The following is a 17,566-nucleotide window of genomic DNA, read 5'->3' on the forward strand; positions in this document are numbered from 1 at the left end:
CTATACTCCCCGCATTTCGAATCCGCCCCGAGGACTGACTGTGAAGAACTGGACGTTGCGCCAACGCATTTTGGCGAGCTTTGCGGTAATTATCGCCATCATGTTGTTGATGGTGGTCGTCTCGTATTCGCGGTTGTTGAAGATCGAAAGCAGCGAAGCCAGCGTACGTGAGGACGCTCTGCCAGGCCTTTATTACAGCTCGATGATTCGTGGTGCGTGGTCCGACAGTTATGTACGCATTCAGGCCATGCTGGGCCTGGAGCAGGGGCAGGGCTTCACGGTCGAGGAAGCCGCGAACTTCAATGGCTATGCCGCGCGATTGAAAGAGCAGATGGACCTTTACCGTGGAACGATTGCCGACGAAGAAGACCGGGTCGAGTACGCTGCGTTCGAAAAACTGCATGAGGACTATCACCGGATTTTGGCCGCCGTGATCGAGTTGCATAAACGCAACCAAAGTGCAGAAGCCATCAAGCTGTTCACCAGTGAGCTGACTCCGGCCTGGACAGCAGGCCGAATGAAGGTCAATGAGATTCTGCGTCATAACAAATCGGTGGCGGACGCGGACATCGCAGCCATTGACGATGCAGTCGTCACGGCAAAAATCATCATGGGCATTTCCCTGCTGGTGGCAGTGCTGGCCGCCGCCCTTTGTGGCCTGCTGCTGATGCGCGCGATTTTGGCGCCGATGAACCGCATCGTGAAAATCCTCGAAATCATGCGCACCGGCGACCTCAGCAGTCGCCTGAACCTTGAGCGCAAGGATGAGTTCGGTGCAGTGGAAACCGGCTTCAACGACATGATGACCGAGCTTACGTCCCTGGTGTCCCAGGCCCAGCGCTCATCGGTGCAGGTCACCACGTCGGTCACCGAGATTGCAGCCACCTCCAAGCAACAACAGGCCACCGCTACCGAGACCGCCGCGACCACCACGGAAATCGGCGCGACCTCACGTGAAATCGCCGCCACCTCCCGCGATCTGGTGCGCACCATGACCGAAGTGTCCACCGCCGCCGATCAGGCTTCGGTGGCCGCAGGTTCCGGGCAGCAAGGGCTGGCGCGCATGGAAGAGACCATGCATTCGGTGATGGGCGCGGCCGATCTGGTCAACGCCAAGCTGGCGATCCTCAATGAGAAGGCCGGCAACATCAACCAGGTGGTCGTGACCATCGTCAAGGTTGCCGACCAGACCAACCTGTTGTCGCTCAACGCCGCCATCGAAGCGGAAAAAGCCGGTGAATACGGCCGTGGTTTTTCCGTGGTTGCCACTGAAGTGCGGCGCCTGGCGGACCAGACCGCCGTCGCCACCTACGATATCGAGCAGATGGTGCGCGAGATTCAGTCGGCGGTATCGGCCGGGGTCATGGGCATGGACAAATTCTCCGAAGAAGTGCGCCGCGGGATGTCCGAAGTGCAGCAGGTCGGCGAGCAGTTGTCGCAGATCATCCACCAGGTGCAAGCGCTGGCGCCGCGCGTGCTGATGGTCAACGAAGGCATGCAAGCCCAGGCCACCGGTGCCGAGCAGATCAATCACGCACTGGTGCAACTGGGTGATGCCAGCAGCCAGACGGTCGAATCCTTGCGCCAGGCGAGTTTCGCCATCGATGAGCTGAGCCAGGTGGCCGTAGGGCTGCGCAGCGGCGTTTCGCGATTTAAAGTCTGATGAGCGAAATCACGGCCAAACGTCCTGTGGCGAAGCAGGCGTTGCACGCGTTGTTTCTGGTGTTTCGCATCGGTAACGAACGGTATGCCTTGCAGGCCATCGAGGTGGCGGAAGTGCTGCCGTGCCTGCCGTTGAAGCCGATTCCCCGTACACCCGATTGGGTTGCCGGGGTGTTCGCCTACCGTGGTGCGGTAGTGCCGGTGATCGACCTGAGCGCGTTGACCTTTGGTACACCTGCCCAGTCACGCACCAGCACGCGGCTGGTGCTGGTCAACTACCGCCCGGGCGAAACCGCCGGCACGCAATTGCTCGGGCTGATTCTCGAGCAGGCCACGGATACCTTGCGCTGTGATCCGGCGGACTTTCAACCCTACGGCGTGGACAACCGGCAGGCGCCCTATCTGGGGCCGGTTCGCAAGGATGAGCAAGGTTTGCTGCAACGGGTGCGGGTCGCCGATTTGCTGGACGATAAGGTTCGCGCGCTGCTGTTTCCGTCGCCACCGCTGGACCTGGCGCTGCTTGAGGCGCGGCCATGAGCTCTGACCAGCGTTTTTTCGACTTCCTCAAGGAACGCATCGGCCTCGACGTGACGTCGGTGGGACCGGCCATCATCGAGCGCGCCGTACGCCAGCGCAGTCACGCCGTCGAGGCGCAAACAGCCGATGAATACTGGCTCACCTTGCAGGGCTCGCGTGACGAACAACAAGCGTTGATCGAATCGGTAATCGTCCCGGAAACGTGGTTCTTCCGTTACCCGGAGTCCTTCACTACGCTCGCCAAAATGGCCGGCAAGCGCCTGGCTGCAATCAATAACCGGCGTGCCCTGCGGATTCTCAGTTTGCCGTGTTCCACCGGCGAAGAACCTTATTCAATTGCCATGGCGCTGCTCGATGCCGGGCTCAAGCGGCATCAGTTCAAGGTCGACGGTATGGATGTCAGCCCGTTGTCGGTGGAAAAGGCCAGGCGCGCGGTGTACGGGAAAAACTCCTTTCGCGGCCAGGATATCGGGTTTCGTGACCGTCATTTCAGTGTCGAAGGCGAGGGCTATCGCCTCCATCAGCGCGTGATTGATCAGGTGCGTTTGCAGGTTGGCAATCTGCTGGACCCAAGCTTGCTCGCCCATGAGCCCGCGTTTGATTTCGTGTTCTGCCGCAACTTGCTGATCTATTTCGACCAGTCGACGCAGAAGCAGGTGTTCGAGGTGCTCAAGCAACTGACTCACGTCGATGGCGTACTGTTTATCGGTCCCGCCGAAGGTAGCTTGCTGGGGCGTTTTGGCATGCGCTCGATGGGTATCGCGCAGTCCTTCGCCTTCAGTCGGCAGGGTGCGCAGGAGTCACAACCGTTGCCGTTGCCGACCTTCGTTCCCGCGCCATTGCCGGTACCGCCACCGCCCAGCCGCCCGCCGTCGTCGGTACACAGCCGCCCCTTCGCCAGCGCCCAGCCCGAGGTTTTTGCGCCGAAGACGTCTGTCTCCGACACGGTTGCGTTGCTGGCGAATATCGGCGCCTTGGCCAACGAAGGCAAGAGCGCAGAAGCGCGAGCCGCCTGTGAACGCTATTTGCGCAACCATGAACCCGTGGCTCAGGTGTTCTGTTGGTTAGGGCTGCTCAGCGATGTCGCTGGAAATGCCTTCGAAGCTCAAGGCTTTTACCGCAAGGCGTTGTACCTCGAGCCGCAACACCCCGAAGCGTTGATACACCTGGCGGCGTTGCTGCAAGCCCAGGGCGACACGGCGGGTGCCAGACGATTGCAGGAGCGTGCCGCCCGCAGCGCGCGCGCCGTCGACAGTGAGCGTAAACGATGATTGCCTCCGACACCTTCAGCGTCAGCCGGGATGCCCAGGCCATCGACGATTGCTGGAACCGCATCGGTATCCATGGCGACAAGTCGTGCCCGTTACTGAGCGAACATATTCATTGCCGCAACTGCGCGGTGTATTCGGCGGCGGCTACTCGCTTGCTGGATCGTTATGCGTTGCAGCAGGACGACCGCGGGCAAGTGTCCGTCGCGGTCGAGAGCGAGGCGAAAACCCGGTCGCTGTTGATGTTCCGCCTGGGCGAAGAATGGCTCGGTCTGGCCACGCGCAGCCTGGTGGAAGTGGCACCGTTGCAAGTGATTCACTCGCTGCCGCACCAGCGTTCCCGGGCCTTGCTCGGCGTGGCGAATGTGCGCGGTGCGCTGGTGGCGTGTCTGTCGCTGGTGGAACTGCTCGGGCTCGATAGCGCGAGCAGCGTGGAAGTCGGTGCACGGGTCATGCCGCGCATGTTGATCATTGCAGCCCACGGCGGACCCGTGGTGGTGCCTGTGGATGAAGTCGACGGTATTCACGCCATCGACGAGCGGATCCTCGATGCCGCGTCGCAATCGGGCACCCAGGCCAGCGCCAAATACACCCGGGGCGTATTGCCATTCAAAGGTCGCAGCCTGCGTTGGCTGGATGAAGAACAGTTGCTGTGCGCCGTGACCCGGAGCCTCACATGACCCCCGAGCAAATGCGCGACGCCTCTTTGCTGGAGTTGTTCAGCCTCGAAGCCGAGGCCCAGACCCAAGTGCTGAGCGCCGGCCTGCTGGCGCTGGAACGCGATCCGACCCAGGCCGATCAACTTGAATCGTGCATGCGTGCCGCGCATTCGCTCAAGGGGGCGGCGCGAATTGTCGGTGTCGATGCGGGAGTCAGCGTCGCCCATGTCATGGAAGACTGCTTGGTGAGCGCCCAGGAAGGGCGTTTGTTGCTGCGCCCCGAACACATCGATGCGTTGCTGCAAGGCACCGATCTGCTGATGCGCATCGCCACGCCGAACAACAATCCGCAATCGGCGGATATCGACGCCTATGTGGTGTTGATGGCGCGTCTGCTTGATCCGACTGCTGCGCGGGTTGCGAGCGCTGCGCCGGTGATGGCCGAGTTACAGCTTGAAGTGTTCGCGCCCAAGGTCGAAACCCCGGCGCCTGACGTCGTCCCCCCATTCACGCCCGCGCCGCGCAAAACCAAACGCGCCACCGAAAACGGCGAGCGAGTCCTGCGCGTCACTGCCGAACGCTTGAACAGCCTGCTCGACCTATCGAGCAAATCGTTGGTGGAAACCCTGCGGCTCAAGCCGCACCTGGCCACCATGCAGCGGCTCAAACGCACGCAGAGCAACGGCCTGCGCGCGCTGGAAAATCTCAACGTGCACCTCAAGGATCACGCCTTGAGCCTGGAAGCCCGAGAATCACTCGAAGATGCGCGGCGGTTGCTGGCGGAGTCCCAGCAATTGCTGGTGGAGAAGAATGCCGAACTCGATGAGTTCGCCTGGCAGGCCAGCCAACGCGCGCAGGTCTTGTATGACACGGCGCTGGCCTGCCGCATGCGGCCCTTTGCCGATGTATTGACCGGCCAGGCGCGCATGGTTCGTGATCTGGGGCGTGACCTTGGCAAACAGGTGCGGCTGGAGATCGAAGGCGAGAAAACCCAGGTCGATCGCGACGTGCTTGAAAAGCTCGAAGCGCCGCTGACTCACCTGCTGCGCAACGCGGTCGATCACGGGATCGAAACCCCTGAGCAGCGCCTGCTGGCGGGCAAGCCAGCGGAAGGCGTGATCCGTTTACGTGCTTCTCATCAGGCCGGCCTTTTGGTCCTGGAGCTGAGCGATGACGGCAATGGCGTGGACCTGGAAAAGGTTCGCCGCAGTATCGTTGAACGCAATCTTTCACCCGTCGAAACCGCTGCGCAACTGAGCGAAGAAGAGCTGCTGACGTTCCTGTTCCTGCCGGGTTTCAGCCTGCGCGACACTGTCACAGAAGTCTCCGGGCGCGGCGTCGGTCTGGATGCTGTTCAACATATGGTCCGTCAGTTGCGCGGCGCAGTGATGCTGGAGCAGACGGCGGGCCGGGGCAGTCGTTTCCATCTCGAAGTACCGCTGACCCTGTCGGTAGTACGCAGTCTGGTGGTGGAAGTCGGCGCCGAAGCCTACGCCTTCCCGCTGGCACACATCGAGCGCATGTGCGACCTGGAGCCAGCGGACATCGTGCAAGTCGAAGGGCGTCAGCATTTTTGGCACGAGGGTCGGCATGTCGGCCTCGTTGCCGCGAGCCAACTGCTGCAACGCCCGGCCAGCCAGAGCGACCGGCAAACGCTGAAAGTCGTGGTGATTCGCGAACGTGATGCGATGTATGGCGTGGCGGTCGAGCGCTTTATCGGCGAGCGCACATTGGTGGTTCTGCCGCTGGACGAGCGCCTGGGCAAGGTGCAGGACATTTCCGCCGGGGCCTTGCTCGATGACGGTTCGGTGGTGCTGATTGTCGATGTCGAAGACATGCTGCGTTCGGTGGATAAATTGCTCAACACCGGGCGCCTGGAGCGTATCGCCCGTCAGGGCAGCCAGGTGGTCGAAGCCTCACGCAAACGGATTCTGGTGGTCGACGATTCACTCACCGTGCGAGAGTTGCAGCGCAAGCTGTTGCTCAATCGCGGATACGATGTGGCGGTTGCGGTGGACGGTATGGACGGCTGGAACGCGCTGCGTTCGGAGGATTTCGATCTGCTGATCACCGACATTGATATGCCGCGCATGGACGGCATCGAACTGGTCACGCTGCTGCGCCGGGACACTCGCCTGCAATCGCTGCCGGTGATGGTGGTGTCCTACAAGGATCGTGAGGAGGACCGGCGTCGTGGACTGGATGCGGGGGCCGACTATTATCTAGCCAAGGCCAGTTTTCATGACGACGCCTTGCTCGATGCAGTGGTCGAGCTCATCGGAGGAGCCCGGGCATGAGGATTGCCATCGTAAACGACATGCCCATGGCGGTGGAGGTCTTGCGCCGCGCCTTGGCATTCGAACCGTCGCATCAGGTGGTCTGGGTCGCCGGCAATGGCGCCGAGGCCGTTCGCCTTTGCGCGCAGGACACTCCGGATCTGATCCTGATGGACTTGATCATGCCGGTGATGGATGGCGTCGAGGCAACCCGCCGGATCATGGCCGAAAGCCCATGCGCCATCGTCATTGTCACGGTGGATCGTCAACAGAACGTGCATCGCGTATTCGAGGCCATGGGCCACGGGGCGCTGGATGTGGTCGACACCCCAGCCCTCGGCGCTGGCAATGCCAAGGAAGCCGCCGCGCCGTTGCTGCGCAAGATTCTGAACATCGGCTGGTTGATCGGCGATAAGGGCAACCGCCCGAGTCGGGCGCCATCACCGTTGCGCAACCCCGGCTCTTGCCAGAGCCTGATCGCCATCGGCTCATCCGCCGGTGGGCCTGCGGCGCTGGAGATCCTGCTCAAGGGCTTGCCGCGCAACTTTTCACCGGCCATTGTGCTGGTGCAGCACGTCGATCAAGTATTCGCCGCCGGCATGGCCGAATGGCTCGGCAGCGCCAGCGGCCTCAACGTGCGCCTGGCCCGGGAAGGCGAGCCTCCGCAAAGCGGCACGGTGTTGCTGGCCGGCACCAATCACCATATCCGATTGTTGAAAAACGGCACGCTGGCCTACACCGCCGAGCCGATCAACGAGATTTATCGGCCCTCGATCGATGTTTTTTTTGAGAGTGTGGCCAGTTACTGGAACGGTGACGCGGTCGGCGTATTGCTCACCGGCATGGGGCGTGATGGCGCGCAGGGGCTTAAACTCATGCGTCAGCAGGGCTACCTGACCATCGCTCAAGACCAGAACAGCAGTGCGGTGTATGGCATGCCAAAGGCGGCCGCCGCCATCGATGCTGCCGCAGAGATTCGCCCGCTGAACAAGATAGCGCCACGATTGCTGGAGATTTTCGCAAAATGAGTGGTTTTTCCCGCAGTCCTGGCCCAGGTAGTATTCAGGTGAACGCACATGAATGATTTACAGCTCGACGATTTCAAGTCCGATGAATACGCCGCCATGGTGTTGCTGGTAGACGATCAGGCCATGATCGGCGAAGCCGTGCGTCGCGGGTTGTCGAACGAAGAGAACATCGACTTCCATTTTTGCGCCGACCCGCACCAGGCTATCGCCCATGCGGTCCGCATCAAACCGACGGTGATCCTTCAGGACCTGGTGATGCCCGGGCTGGATGGACTGAGTCTGGTGCGCGAGTACCGCAATCATCCGGCGACCAAGGATATCCCGATCATTGTGCTGTCGACCAAGGAAGACCCGCTGATCAAGAGCGCGGCGTTCGCGGCCGGGGCCAACGATTATCTGGTCAAGCTGCCGGACAATATCGAACTGGTCGCGCGTATCCGCTATCACTCGCGGTCCTACATGACGCTGTTGCAGCGGGACGCGGCTTATCGTGCGCTGCGCGTCAGCCAGCAACAGTTGCTCGACACCAACCTGGTGCTGCAACGCCTGATGAATTCCGATGGCTTGACCGGGTTGTCGAACCGTCGACATTTCGATGAGTACCTGGAGCTGGAGTGGCGTCGTGCGCTGCGTGAACAGAGCCAATTGTCGTTGCTGATGATCGACGTGGACTACTTCAAGGCCTACAACGACAGCTTCGGACACCTGGAAGGCGATGAAGCCCTGCGCAAGGTCGCAGCCGCTATCAAGGACGCCAGCTCCCGACCTTCGGACTTGCCAGCCCGTTACGGCGGCGAAGAGTTTGCGCTGGTGCTTCCCAATACTTCACCGGGTGGCGCACGACTGGTGGCGGAAAAACTGCGCCAGACCGTCGAGGCCCTGAAGATCGCGCATAATTCGCCGAGTGAAGGTTCGAACCTGACCGTCAGCATCGGCCTGTCGACGATTATCCCCAAAGCGGGCAGCAACTGCCGTGACCTGATCTCGGCGGCGGACAAGGGGCTGTATTCGGCGAAGAACAATGGGCGCAATCAGGTGGGGGTGGCGTGACGGTACAACGCTCCGTAGTGCAGTAGCGGCTGCGGAGCCCGCGAGACTGCGTCCGAAGACAAAGTCCTCGCAAACCCTGTGCATGGAGTTTGACTAAAGAGGCTTGTTGCATAGTTTACGAGGTTTTTTGTACGGATAGTCGTTCAACACAGTTGATTATTGCTATGTATAAGAATGCTGGCGAGTTTACTTTGGGCGTTCAGAAAATAATCGTGCCAGCTTTTAATAAAGGCTTAGGAGGGCAACGTCCCGTTCAATGAAAGTGAAAGGGAGCGCCGCAATAAGTGTTCTTACTCAAAATCTTCTTTGGGCATCTGACAATCTGGGCATAACCAGTCTTCGGGCAGATTGTTCCAAGGCGTGCCAGGTGGTATTCCATTTTCAGAGTCGCCTAGAGCGGGATCATATTCATAGCCGCAAACAGTGCACCGCATTATGTTTTCTTTGCTTAACATGATTTTTCCTGAGGGTAGATTAAAGTGTGATAGTAGCGATCAAGCCAGTTGCTCCTAAGATGAAGCCAATTAGAGCGCCTCTTTCCGGTAGTTCCTTTAGCATTGCGTATATCACAATTGGCTCAAGAATCAGAAGGAGTGTCAAGGATGCAACGGTAACTATCCATATATTTCCAGTTGCTTGATATCCTAGCCAGTACGCAAAAATTAGACTGATGCCAGCAATGCTGATAAGTACTATAGGTTTTACGAATATTAAAGGGCTATCCAGCGAGCGGTCGGGCAGCTTCGAGGCGTATACTTCACTGTAAATTGTTAGTATTTAGCCGAAAACCATAAGTATTAAGGAGGCTGCCATGTAGTAGTGGTTTCTCATCTTTAACCTTTGGTTAGTATGGATAAAATGTCTTCTACTACAGGGGCTCCGAGTTCGCTTGAATTGAGCAAAAAGTGAGGGCAGTCGTGATCAAAAAGAAAGGTGTTCTGATAGTTTGGCCCACTCAGATTGTGTTTTTCGGTTGATCAGGTATTCCATTTTTTTGTGCCATTTCAAGCATTGCTTTTTTTAGGAGTATAGATATAAAGCCAGGGTTTGCTCCGTGCCCAACAATTGCTGTTGTTGTGCTGGTTTGGGTTTGCGCATATTGCTTCAGATTTTCCCTTATAGAGTGATTGCTTTTTAAGTGGTTGTTGTTATGGTTTGCGTAGTCCCATGGCTCTATGCATGTGTCTAAATACAATGTGTTGTATGGCTGGGTTAGATTTATCAGAGCTAAGCTGGAAACAGATACCGCCAGATTTAAGAGGACGCTGTTGTTGCTTAATAGTGGTGACAAAATACTGTGGAAGTTGTTTGGGGTTATCAGATTTTTAATTAATATTGCGGAATACTCGCTCGCGATATTTTTTGAATTGCGTCGATTTCTTTGTCGAAAATGATAATTTCCGAATCGTAATTTTCTGAAAGTAGCGGTAGCAAAGCCTGGGCGATACTTCCAAAGCCTACAATTATTATTCTGTCGATTTTTTTCATGGTAGTCCTTTGGTTAAAGGGTTGGGTTGACTATCCATGTTTTGTGGTGGTGCTGTAGCTTGCTTAGGTTTCTGAGGGTTAAGGTTTTCGGTGATGGTGCTAGTAAGTTTTTAGAAATTTTTTGTGTTGCATAGTTATAGGGAAGGCAGATGCATTGCGCAATTGCCAATTAAGTAGGATTGGTCCGTTATTGTTGAAGTTGTTTTCCTACAGATCGGTCGAGATCTTAATCTTGTTGTTGGTTAGTGCTCTGAGAGATGTTTAAGGCATCATTGCTCAAGAGCGAGTTGTTTTTAGCCGTGGCAGTTGCGTGAGCCATTAAAGGCACCATGCTGGGAGTCGAGTCGGTCAAGGACGTTGCCGACCTTTAACCCTTTCCATCAACCGCGGCGTAACGGTCAGCCGGCTGATGTAGCCCAGACCATTCCGTTTTCGGTATCGAATCAGCCTTCGGGGATCACCAGTACTGTACTGACAGTCGACAGCGGCATCACTGGAAGAAGTGAGCAGGGTGATGGCAGCGTTCATGGTTGGTGCGAGGCAGGAATAACAGAAACCATTCGCCGGTAAACCAGCCATTCGGGCTGCCGGGACCGCTTGATTACGGTATACTCGCCGGCTTTCAAAAGTTCGCCAACGAGTGCTGCCCGTCATGGAAATCAATCCGATCCTGAACACCATCAAGGACCTGTCCGAGCGCTCCGAAACCATTCGGGGGTATCTTTGACTACGATCAAAAGCATGAGCGTCTGACCGAAGTCAATCGCGAGCTTGAAGATCCGAGTGTCTGGAACAAACCTGAATACGCCCAGGAGTTGGGCCGCGAGCGCGCTGCGCTGGCGCAGATCGTCGAGACTCTGGACGAACTGAACACCGGTCTGGCCGATTGCCGTGACCTGCTGGACATGGCCGTCGAAGAAAACGACGAAGGCGCAGTGGACGATGTCGTCGCCGAGCTGGCCCGTCTTGAGGAAAACCTCGCCAAGCTGGAATTCCGGCGCATGTTCAGCCATGAAATGGACCCGAACAACGCCTACCTGGACATCCAGGCCGGTTCCGGCGGCACCGAAGCCCAGGACTGGGCCAACATCCTGCTGCGCATGTACTTGCGTTGGGCCGACAAACGCGGTTTCGACGCGACCATCATGGAGCTGTCGGCCGGTGAAGTCGCCGGGATCAAAGGTGCGACCGTGCACATCAAGGGCGAATACGCCTTTGGTTGGCTGCGTACCGAGATCGGCGTACACCGTCTGGTGCGCAAGAGCCCGTTCGACTCCGGCAACCGTCGCCACACCTCGTTCAGCGCAGTGTTCGTCTCGCCAGAGATCGATGACAAGGTGGAAATCGAAATCAACCCGGCAGACTTGCGGATTGACACCTATCGTTCCTCCGGTGCCGGTGGTCAGCACGTAAACACCACCGACTCGGCCGTACGTATCACCCACGTACCGACCAACACCGTGGTCAGCTGCCAGAACGAACGTTCCCAGCACGCCAACAAGGACACCGCCATGAAAATGCTGCGGGCCAAGTTGTACGAGCAGGAAATGCAGAAGCGCAACGCGGCGTCCCAGGCGCTGGAAGACACCAAGTCCGACATCGGCTGGGGTCATCAGATCCGCTCTTATGTACTCGATGCCTCGCGCATCAAGGATCTGCGCACTAACATCGAACGCAGCGACTGCGACAAGGTGCTCGACGGCGACATCGACGAATACCTGGAAGCCAGCCTGAAATCCGGGCTGTAAGTTACTGACACACCGCGATCCCCTGTAGGAGCCGGCTTGCCGGCGATCCCCGGCCGCAGGCCGGGGACAACGAACCAGATGGAATATTTAAAGACATGAGCGACCAAGAACTCGACCCGCAAGCCCTGCAACAGGAAGAAAACTCCCTGATCGCCCTGCGCAAGGAAAAGCTTGCTGCCGAGCGCGCCAAGGGTAATGCCTTCCCGAATGACTTCCGCCGCGACAACTACTGCGATGTCCTGCAGAAACAGTACGCGGACAAGACCAAGGAAGAGCTGGCAGAAGCTGCAATCCCGGTCAAGGTTGCCGGTCGCATCATGCTCAACCGTGGCTCGTTCATGGTGATCCAGGACATGACCGGTCGTATCCAGGTCTACGTCAACCGCAAGACTCTGTCCGAAGAAACTCTGGCCGCGGTGAAAACCTGGGACATGGGCGACATCATTGCCGCCGAAGGCACCCTGGCCCGTTCGGGCAAGGGCGACCTGTACGTCGAAATGACCAACGTGCGCCTGCTGACGAAATCCCTGCGCCCACTGCCGGACAAGCACCACGGCCTGACCGACACCGAACAACGCTACCGCCAGCGTTACGTTGACCTGATCGTCAACGAAGACGTGCGCCAGACGTTCCGCGTGCGTTCGCAAGTCATCGCCCACATCCGCAGCTTCCTGATGCAGCGTGACTTCCTGGAAGTGGAAACGCCGATGCTGCAGACCATTCCTGGCGGCGCGGCAGCCAAGCCGTTCGAAACCCACCACAACGCCTTGGACATGGGCATGTTCCTGCGTATCGCGCCGGAGCTGTACCTCAAGCGCCTGGTGGTTGGCGGCTTCGAGAAAGTGTTCGAGATCAACCGCAACTTCCGTAACGAAGGCGTTTCGACCCGTCACAATCCTGAATTCACCATGTTGGAGTTCTACCAGGCTTACGCCGACTACGAAGACAACATGGACCTGACCGAAGAACTGTTCCGCGAACTGGCGCAGCTGGTTCTGGGCAGCACCGACGTGCCGTACGGCGACAAGGTGTTCCACTTCGGTGAGCCGTTCGTGCGTCTGTCCGTGTTCGACTCGATCCTCAAGTACAACCCTGAGCTGACCGCTGACGACCTGAATGACATCGACAAGGCCCGTGCCATCGCCAAGAAGGCCGGCGCCAAGGTGCTGGGCTTCGAAGGTCTGGGCAAGCTGCAGGTGATGATTTTCGAAGAGCTGGTCGAGCACAAGCTGGAACAGCCGCACTTCATTACCCAGTACCCGTTCGAAGTGTCGCCGCTGGCCCGTCGCAACGACGACAACCCGAACGTCACCGACCGCTTCGAGTTGTTCATCGGTGGCCGCGAAATCGCCAACGCCTACTCCGAGTTGAACGACGCGGAAGACCAGGCCGAGCGCTTCATGGCTCAAGTGGCCGACAAGGATGCCGGTGACGACGAAGCCATGCACTACGACGCCGACTTCGTTCGTGCGCTGGAGTACGGCATGCCGCCAACGGCGGGTGAAGGCATCGGCATCGACCGTCTGGTGATGCTGCTGACCAATTCCCCGTCGATCCGCGACGTGATCCTGTTCCCGCACATGCGACCGCAAGCGTAAGTGTTTCAATTAAAAAGCCGCCTGAAATAGGCGGCTTTTTATTGCCTGTCTGGTACAAACGTATCAATTGGTTACTTTTGAAGTGAGAGGATTCCTGTCGTGAACGGTGCAATGGCTCAAGAAGGTGCAGCGGGTATCGCCACTGCGGTCGCTGAAAGTGTTCAGTACCAGGGCCGCAAGGCCAGCCGACAGGGCAGTGAACAGCGACGACAGGACATTCTCGACGCCGCGATGCGCATCGTCGTGCGCGATGGTGTACGCGCTGTGCGACACCGTGCAGTGGCCGCCGAGGCGCAAGTGCCGTTATCGGCGACCACCTACTATTTCAAGGATATCGATGACTTGCTCACCGATACCTTCGCGCAATACGTGGAACGCAGCGCGGCCTACATGGCCAAGTTGTGGGTGAACAACGAAGGTCTGCTGCGTGACATGATCGCCAGTGGCGACGGTAGCCCGCAGGCCCGTTCAAATCTGGCGGACGATATCGCACGGTTGATGGCGGACTATGTGCATCGACAATTGGTTACGCGCCGCGAGCATCTGTTGGCGGAGCAGGCGTTCCGTCAGGAAGCGTTGCTCAACCCACGCCTTGCCGTATTGGTACGCTCGCATCAGCAAATCCTTTTGCAGGGCTCCTGCCAGCTTTTCCAGGTATTGGGCTCGCGTGAGCCGCAACAAGATGCCAAAGTGTTGACGGCTATAATCGGACGGATGGAATATCAGGGCCTGATCAACGACACCGAGCCGGTCGCCGAAGAGGAAATGCTCGGCAATCTGACGCGGTACATGCATTTGGTACTCGCGTCGGTATAACCCCTGTAGGAGCTGCCGAAGGCTGCGATCTTTTGATCTTGACCTTCTCGATACCGCTGCAAAGCCAGATCAAAAGATCGCAGCCTGCGGCAGCTCCTACGAAAGTGGTGTGTGTTCAAAGGGAGTGTTGAATGAAAGCCTGGCGTTTCGTTGTGATCGCCTTGTCGTTCCTGTTACTCAGTGGCTGTCTGGTGACCTTCAAGGAGCCGCTGCCCACCAGCGAACCCGCGCCCAAAGGGTTGCTCGGTAAATGGACCAGCACCAGTGCCTGGGGTGAGCCAGTCAATCTGGAACTGACGCGCATCGCTGATAATCGCTATCAGGCCGTCAGCTACTTCAAGGCCAGACCCAAGGAGCGTGAAGCCTATCCCTTCACCGTGTCGCGCCATGGCAGCCGCTGGTATCTGTCGGCGAAGGTGCCGGCGCAGTTCGGTGGGCATTTCATCATCGGCGGCTTCGAACTGACCGACCAGCGTGAACTGGTGCTGTACAACCTCGACCTCGAACAGATCAACCAGGCGCTGAAACAAAACGCCCTGAGCGGCGAAGCGTTTGACACTGACGACGGCGAGGGTGTGTTGATCAACAGCCCGATGGACAAGGTCGCGGCTTACCTCGACGACCCGGCCAATTCCGACGTGTTCATCGAGGCGGTACGCTACCAGCGTCAGGCCAAAATCAAATAACCAGCACACAATAGGTACTTACAGGAGTTTCGGGTGGACGATTACCAGCAGTCGATACGCATATTGTCCGATCGCATTGTGCTGGCGCAGACGCCCATTCGCGTCCTCGATGCGGTCAAGTGGGACGACAGCATTCGCCAGGGTTTTCTCAAGGCCAAGGGCAAGGAAATGCCGGCGATCGATCGCGACTATTACCTCAACCGGCCGCTGGCGTTCGATTCCAGCAAAGTGAAGCTGGAATTCCAGAACATCGAGCGCGACATCACCCGCCAGCTCGGCCAGTTCAACCCCGTCGGCCAGATCATGCGACGCATGTGCAAGGAATACCGCATGGTGATCCGCATGCTCGAAGCGCGCGGCACCGAGGACTTCGGCCTGATTTCCCAGGAGTTGTACGGCGCCGCCTCGGACGCCTTCCACGCCGGCGACCCGACCTTGTCCGACCTGGGCCTGATGCTCTCCGATTACCTGAACAACATCGACGGCCGTGGCGACCTCAAGGATGAACCCAAGACCCTGACCGCCAAGGAAGCGGTCGAGATGCTTCAGCATCGCTTGAACAAGGTGTTTGGCGAGGCGGAGGAAACCATTCGGGTATTCGAGTCTGATGGAATCGTCGCGGATGCGGCGGCGGGCGCGGACTACATCAAGATTCGCTCCGATGCGATGTTCAACAACCGTGACGTCCGCGCCCTGGAAGTCCACGAAGGGCTGGTGCACGTCGGCACCACGCTCAATGGTTTGAACCAGCCGATCTGCACCTTTCTCTCCAAGGGGCCGCCCTCGTCGACGGTGACTCAGGAAGGCCTGGCGATCCTGATGGAGATCATTACCTTCGCCTCTTACCCCAGTCGCCTGCGCAAACTGACCAACCGCACCCGCGCCATTCACATGGTCGAGGAGGGCGCCGACTTCATGCAAGTCTTCGAGTTCTTCCGCGAGCAAGGTTTCGAAATGCCCGAGAGTTACAGCAACACCAGCCGCGTTTTCCGTGGCTCGGTACCGACAGGTCTGCCATTTACCAAAGACTTGTCCTATCTCAAGGGCTTCATCATGATTTACAACTACATTCAGCTGGCCGTGCGCAAAGGCAAGCTGGAGCAGATACCGCTGCTGTTCTGCGGCAAGACCACGCTGGAAGACATGCGCACGTTGCGTCAGTTGGTGGACGAAGGCCTGGTGGTGCCGCCCAAGTACTTGCCGGAGCAGTTCCGCGACATGAACGCGCTGTCGGCGTGGATGTGCTTCTCGAACTTCCTCAACCACCTGAGTCTGGACCGGATCGAGGCGGATTACTCCAACATCCTGTAATCCTGGCGACCTTCCTTGTAGGAGCTGGCTTGCCAGCGAATGCGTCATATCAGACAACAACCATGTTGCATGTTGAACCGCTTTCGCTGGCAAGCCAGCTCCTACAGGGGATGCATTCCAATCCCGTAATCTGCGAGGTTTCACCGGATGAGAATCCTCGGCACCCTCTGGCTTCTCCTGACCTTGACCGGTTGCAGTTCGCTGCTGTTCTATCCCGAACCCGGTCAGTTGTTCACCCCGGAAAAGGCCAGGCTCGAGTACCGCGTCATCACCCTGACCACCGCCGACGGCCTCAAGCTGAATGCCTGGTGGCTGCCTGCGAAACAAGGCGTCGAAGTCAAAGGCACGGTGCTGCACCTGCATGGCAATGGCGGAAACCTGCCGATGCACTTGGGCGGAAGCTATTGGCTGCCGAAAAAGGGTTACCAGGTATTACTTGTGGACTACCGCGGTTACGGTCTGTCCGAAGGTGAACCGAGTCTGCCGGCCATCTATCAGGACATCGACGCCGCCTTCAAATGGCTCGACCAGGCGCCAGAGGTCAAAGCAAAGCCGCTGATCCTGCTCGGCCAGAGTCTCGGCGGTTCTATGGCCGTGCATTACCTGGTGCAACACCCGGAGCGTCAGAAGCAGCTCAAAGCCCTGATACTCGATGGCGCCCCTGCCAGTTACCGCAGCGTCGGCCAGTTCGCGCTCAGCACTTCATGGCTGACCTGGCCGTTCCAGGTGCCGTTGTCGTGGCTGGTGCCGGACGGCGACAGCGCGATAAATTCCATGGCGCAACTCAATGGCGTGCCGAAACTGCTCTATCACAGCATCGACGATCCGATCGTGCCTCTTTCCAACGGCATCCGTCTGTATCAAGCTGCGCCGCCGCCGAGGGTGTTGCAACTGACTCGCGGCGGGCATGTGCAGACGTTCGCCGACCCGGTCTGGCGCACTGTCATGCTGCGTTACCTTGAAGACCCGCAACATTTCAACGGTCTGCGCCGCCTGGGTGAAATCCCCAATTACCCGGCCCCCCCGAATTCTGAAAATGAACCACCAGAGAGCCCGCAATGAGTGAAGAACGTAACGCCATCCCGCTGATCATCACCGGTATCTGCACCATCCTCGGCACCGTCGGTGCCCTGTGGTGGTACGGCTACCTGCACTTCGCCAAGCCCGAAGATGCGCTGCTGCTCAACGAATTCACCATGCTCAAGACCGTGCCGGGCGAAGACTATCGAGTCTCCCTGGAACCGGCCGCCCAAGTGGCGCAGTGCATCGATGGCGTGCTGGTGTTGTTTGACATGGAGCAGAAAGGCCTGACCGGTGTGCTGGTGGACAACAAGAAAAAAGCTGTGCGTTGCATGGGGCAGGAAACGCCGCAGAAGCTGGCGCCGTAACCCAGCAGAAAAGATCGCAGCCTGCGGCAGCTCCTACACCTACTCCCTGTA

18 protein-coding genes are annotated in these 17,566 nt (G+C 58.3%); 14 read left to right on the top strand and 4 right to left on the bottom strand.

Features of this window, described 5'->3' with window-relative positions; all coding sequences use genetic code 11:
• Positions 1 to 40 precede the first annotated feature (40 nt).
• The 7 genes from QMK58_RS05915 to QMK58_RS05945 are packed head-to-tail and all read left to right on the top strand — an operon-like array spanning position 41 to position 8,480.
• Positions 41 to 1,663, top strand: coding sequence for a methyl-accepting chemotaxis protein (locus tag QMK58_RS05915; protein ID WP_053162164.1), 1,623 nt, complete (start codon positions 41 to 43; stop codon positions 1,661 to 1,663).
• Positions 1,663 to 2,199, top strand: a complete 537-nt coding sequence (locus QMK58_RS05920) for a chemotaxis protein CheW (protein WP_053162162.1) — start codon at positions 1,663 to 1,665, stop codon at positions 2,197 to 2,199. Before QMK58_RS05915 ends, QMK58_RS05920 begins: the two co-directional genes overlap by 1 nt.
• A complete protein-coding gene (locus QMK58_RS05925) occupies positions 2,196 to 3,470 on the top strand; it encodes a CheR family methyltransferase (RefSeq protein ID WP_053162160.1) in 1,275 nt (424 codons plus the stop codon). The genes QMK58_RS05920 and QMK58_RS05925 overlap by 4 nt, the downstream gene beginning before the upstream one ends.
• A complete protein-coding gene (locus tag QMK58_RS05930; protein WP_320395992.1) occupies positions 3,467 to 4,147 on the top strand; it encodes a chemotaxis protein CheW in 681 nt (226 codons plus the stop codon). Before QMK58_RS05925 ends, QMK58_RS05930 begins: the two co-directional genes overlap by 4 nt.
• Positions 4,144 to 6,423 carry a hybrid sensor histidine kinase/response regulator gene (locus QMK58_RS05935; RefSeq protein WP_320395993.1) on the top strand — a complete coding sequence of 760 codons (2,280 nt, stop codon included), beginning with the start codon at positions 4,144 to 4,146 and terminating at the stop codon, positions 6,421 to 6,423. The genes QMK58_RS05930 and QMK58_RS05935 overlap by 4 nt, the downstream gene beginning before the upstream one ends.
• Complete coding sequence (locus QMK58_RS05940) at positions 6,420 to 7,430, top strand: chemotaxis response regulator protein-glutamate methylesterase (RefSeq protein ID WP_053162154.1); 1,011 nt, start codon at positions 6,420 to 6,422, stop codon at positions 7,428 to 7,430. The genes QMK58_RS05935 and QMK58_RS05940 overlap by 4 nt, the downstream gene beginning before the upstream one ends.
• Positions 7,431 to 7,478: 48 nt before the next feature.
• Positions 7,479 to 8,480: a response regulator gene (locus QMK58_RS05945; RefSeq protein ID WP_053162152.1), complete on the top strand. Its 1,002-nt coding sequence runs from the start codon at positions 7,479 to 7,481 to the stop codon at positions 8,478 to 8,480.
• A gap of 290 nt (positions 8,481 to 8,770) precedes the next feature.
• On the opposite strand, the gene QMK58_RS05950 is transcribed toward QMK58_RS05945, so the two are convergent.
• The 4 genes from QMK58_RS05950 to QMK58_RS05960 form a co-directional block, all read right to left on the bottom strand.
• Positions 8,771 to 8,935 carry a rubredoxin gene (locus QMK58_RS05950; protein ID WP_413817398.1) on the bottom strand — a complete coding sequence of 55 codons (165 nt, stop codon included), beginning with the start codon at positions 8,933 to 8,935 and terminating at the stop codon, positions 8,771 to 8,773.
• Positions 8,936 to 8,954: 19 nt separating this feature from the next.
• The gene (locus tag QMK58_RS05955; protein ID WP_256220751.1) at positions 8,955 to 9,257 is read right to left on the bottom strand and encodes a hypothetical protein; all 303 of its coding nucleotides are present in this window, start codon (positions 9,255 to 9,257) and stop codon (positions 8,955 to 8,957) included.
• 178 nt (positions 9,258 to 9,435) lie between these two features.
• Positions 9,436 to 9,771 (bottom strand): saccharopine dehydrogenase NADP-binding domain-containing protein, encoded by a 336-nt coding sequence (locus QMK58_RS28905; RefSeq protein ID WP_413817399.1) that lies wholly within the window; start codon positions 9,769 to 9,771, stop codon positions 9,436 to 9,438.
• Positions 9,772 to 9,809: 38 nt separating this feature from the next.
• Positions 9,810 to 9,968, bottom strand: coding sequence for a saccharopine dehydrogenase NADP-binding domain-containing protein (locus QMK58_RS05960; protein WP_320395994.1), 159 nt, complete (start codon positions 9,966 to 9,968; stop codon positions 9,810 to 9,812).
• 652 nt (positions 9,969 to 10,620) lie between these two features.
• On the opposite strand from QMK58_RS05960, the gene prfB reads away from it, so the two are divergent.
• The 7 genes from prfB to QMK58_RS05995 all read left to right on the top strand — a co-directional run bounded on the left by prfB (position 10,621) and on the right by QMK58_RS05995 (position 17,515).
• A protein-coding gene (gene prfB / locus QMK58_RS05965; protein ID WP_156322387.1) for a peptide chain release factor 2 occupies positions 10,621 to 11,716 on the top strand; the annotation gives its coding sequence in 2 pieces (ribosomal slippage) (positions 10,621 to 10,692 and positions 10,694 to 11,716; 1,095 coding nt in all).
• 95 nt (positions 11,717 to 11,811) lie between these two features.
• Entirely contained in the window at positions 11,812 to 13,314 is a 1,503-nt protein-coding gene (lysS, locus tag QMK58_RS05970) for a lysine--tRNA ligase (RefSeq protein ID WP_053162150.1), read from the top strand.
• 111 nt (positions 13,315 to 13,425) lie between these two features.
• Positions 13,426 to 14,130 (top strand): TetR/AcrR family transcriptional regulator, encoded by a 705-nt coding sequence (locus QMK58_RS05975; RefSeq protein WP_053162148.1) that lies wholly within the window; start codon positions 13,426 to 13,428, stop codon positions 14,128 to 14,130.
• 131 nt (positions 14,131 to 14,261) lie between these two features.
• Complete coding sequence (locus QMK58_RS05980) at positions 14,262 to 14,816, top strand: hypothetical protein (RefSeq protein WP_053162146.1); 555 nt, start codon at positions 14,262 to 14,264, stop codon at positions 14,814 to 14,816.
• 33 nt (positions 14,817 to 14,849) lie between these two features.
• On the top strand, positions 14,850 to 16,127 hold the full coding sequence (locus QMK58_RS05985; RefSeq protein WP_053162144.1) for a flavohemoglobin expression-modulating QEGLA motif protein: 1,278 nt from the start codon (positions 14,850 to 14,852) through the stop codon (positions 16,125 to 16,127).
• A 147-nt stretch (positions 16,128 to 16,274) separates the two neighbouring features.
• Positions 16,275 to 17,189: an alpha/beta hydrolase gene (locus tag QMK58_RS05990; RefSeq protein WP_320395995.1), complete on the top strand. Its 915-nt coding sequence runs from the start codon at positions 16,275 to 16,277 to the stop codon at positions 17,187 to 17,189.
• Positions 17,186 to 17,515 (top strand): hypothetical protein, encoded by a 330-nt coding sequence (locus QMK58_RS05995; RefSeq protein WP_320395996.1) that lies wholly within the window; start codon positions 17,186 to 17,188, stop codon positions 17,513 to 17,515. Before QMK58_RS05990 ends, QMK58_RS05995 begins: the two co-directional genes overlap by 4 nt.
• Positions 17,516 to 17,566 lie beyond the last annotated feature (51 nt).

This window comes from Pseudomonas sp. P8_241 (genome assembly GCF_034008315.1).
In the GTDB taxonomy this organism is placed as follows: Bacteria; Pseudomonadota; Gammaproteobacteria; order Pseudomonadales; family Pseudomonadaceae; genus Aquipseudomonas.

What these genes read in the sequence shown, in the direction of transcription:
- QMK58_RS05920 (WP_053162162.1), top strand. Translation starts at nt 1,663, where the DNA reads ATGAGCGAAATCACGGCCAAACGTCCTGTGGCGAAGCAGGCGTTGCAC.
- QMK58_RS05925 (WP_053162160.1), top strand. Translation starts at nt 2,196, where the DNA reads ATGAGCTCTGACCAGCGTTTTTTCGACTTCCTCAAGGAACGCATCGGC.
- QMK58_RS05930 (WP_320395992.1), top strand. Translation starts at nt 3,467, where the DNA reads ATGATTGCCTCCGACACCTTCAGCGTCAGCCGGGATGCCCAGGCCATC.
- QMK58_RS05935 (WP_320395993.1), top strand. Translation starts at nt 4,144, where the DNA reads ATGACCCCCGAGCAAATGCGCGACGCCTCTTTGCTGGAGTTGTTCAGC.
- QMK58_RS05940 (WP_053162154.1), top strand. Translation starts at nt 6,420, where the DNA reads ATGAGGATTGCCATCGTAAACGACATGCCCATGGCGGTGGAGGTCTTG.
- QMK58_RS05945 (WP_053162152.1), top strand. Translation starts at nt 7,479, where the DNA reads ATGAATGATTTACAGCTCGACGATTTCAAGTCCGATGAATACGCCGCC.
- QMK58_RS05950 (WP_413817398.1), bottom strand. Translation starts at nt 8,935, where the DNA reads ATGTTAAGCAAAGAAAACATAATGCGGTGCACTGTTTGCGGCTATGAA.
- QMK58_RS05960 (WP_320395994.1), bottom strand. Translation starts at nt 9,968, where the DNA reads ATGAAAAAAATCGACAGAATAATAATTGTAGGCTTTGGAAGTATCGCC.
- lysS (WP_053162150.1), top strand. Translation starts at nt 11,812, where the DNA reads ATGAGCGACCAAGAACTCGACCCGCAAGCCCTGCAACAGGAAGAAAAC.
- QMK58_RS05975 (WP_053162148.1), top strand. Translation starts at nt 13,426, where the DNA reads ATGGCTCAAGAAGGTGCAGCGGGTATCGCCACTGCGGTCGCTGAAAGT.
- QMK58_RS05980 (WP_053162146.1), top strand. Translation starts at nt 14,262, where the DNA reads ATGAAAGCCTGGCGTTTCGTTGTGATCGCCTTGTCGTTCCTGTTACTC.
- QMK58_RS05990 (WP_320395995.1), top strand. Translation starts at nt 16,275, where the DNA reads ATGAGAATCCTCGGCACCCTCTGGCTTCTCCTGACCTTGACCGGTTGC.
- QMK58_RS05995 (WP_320395996.1), top strand. Translation starts at nt 17,186, where the DNA reads ATGAGTGAAGAACGTAACGCCATCCCGCTGATCATCACCGGTATCTGC.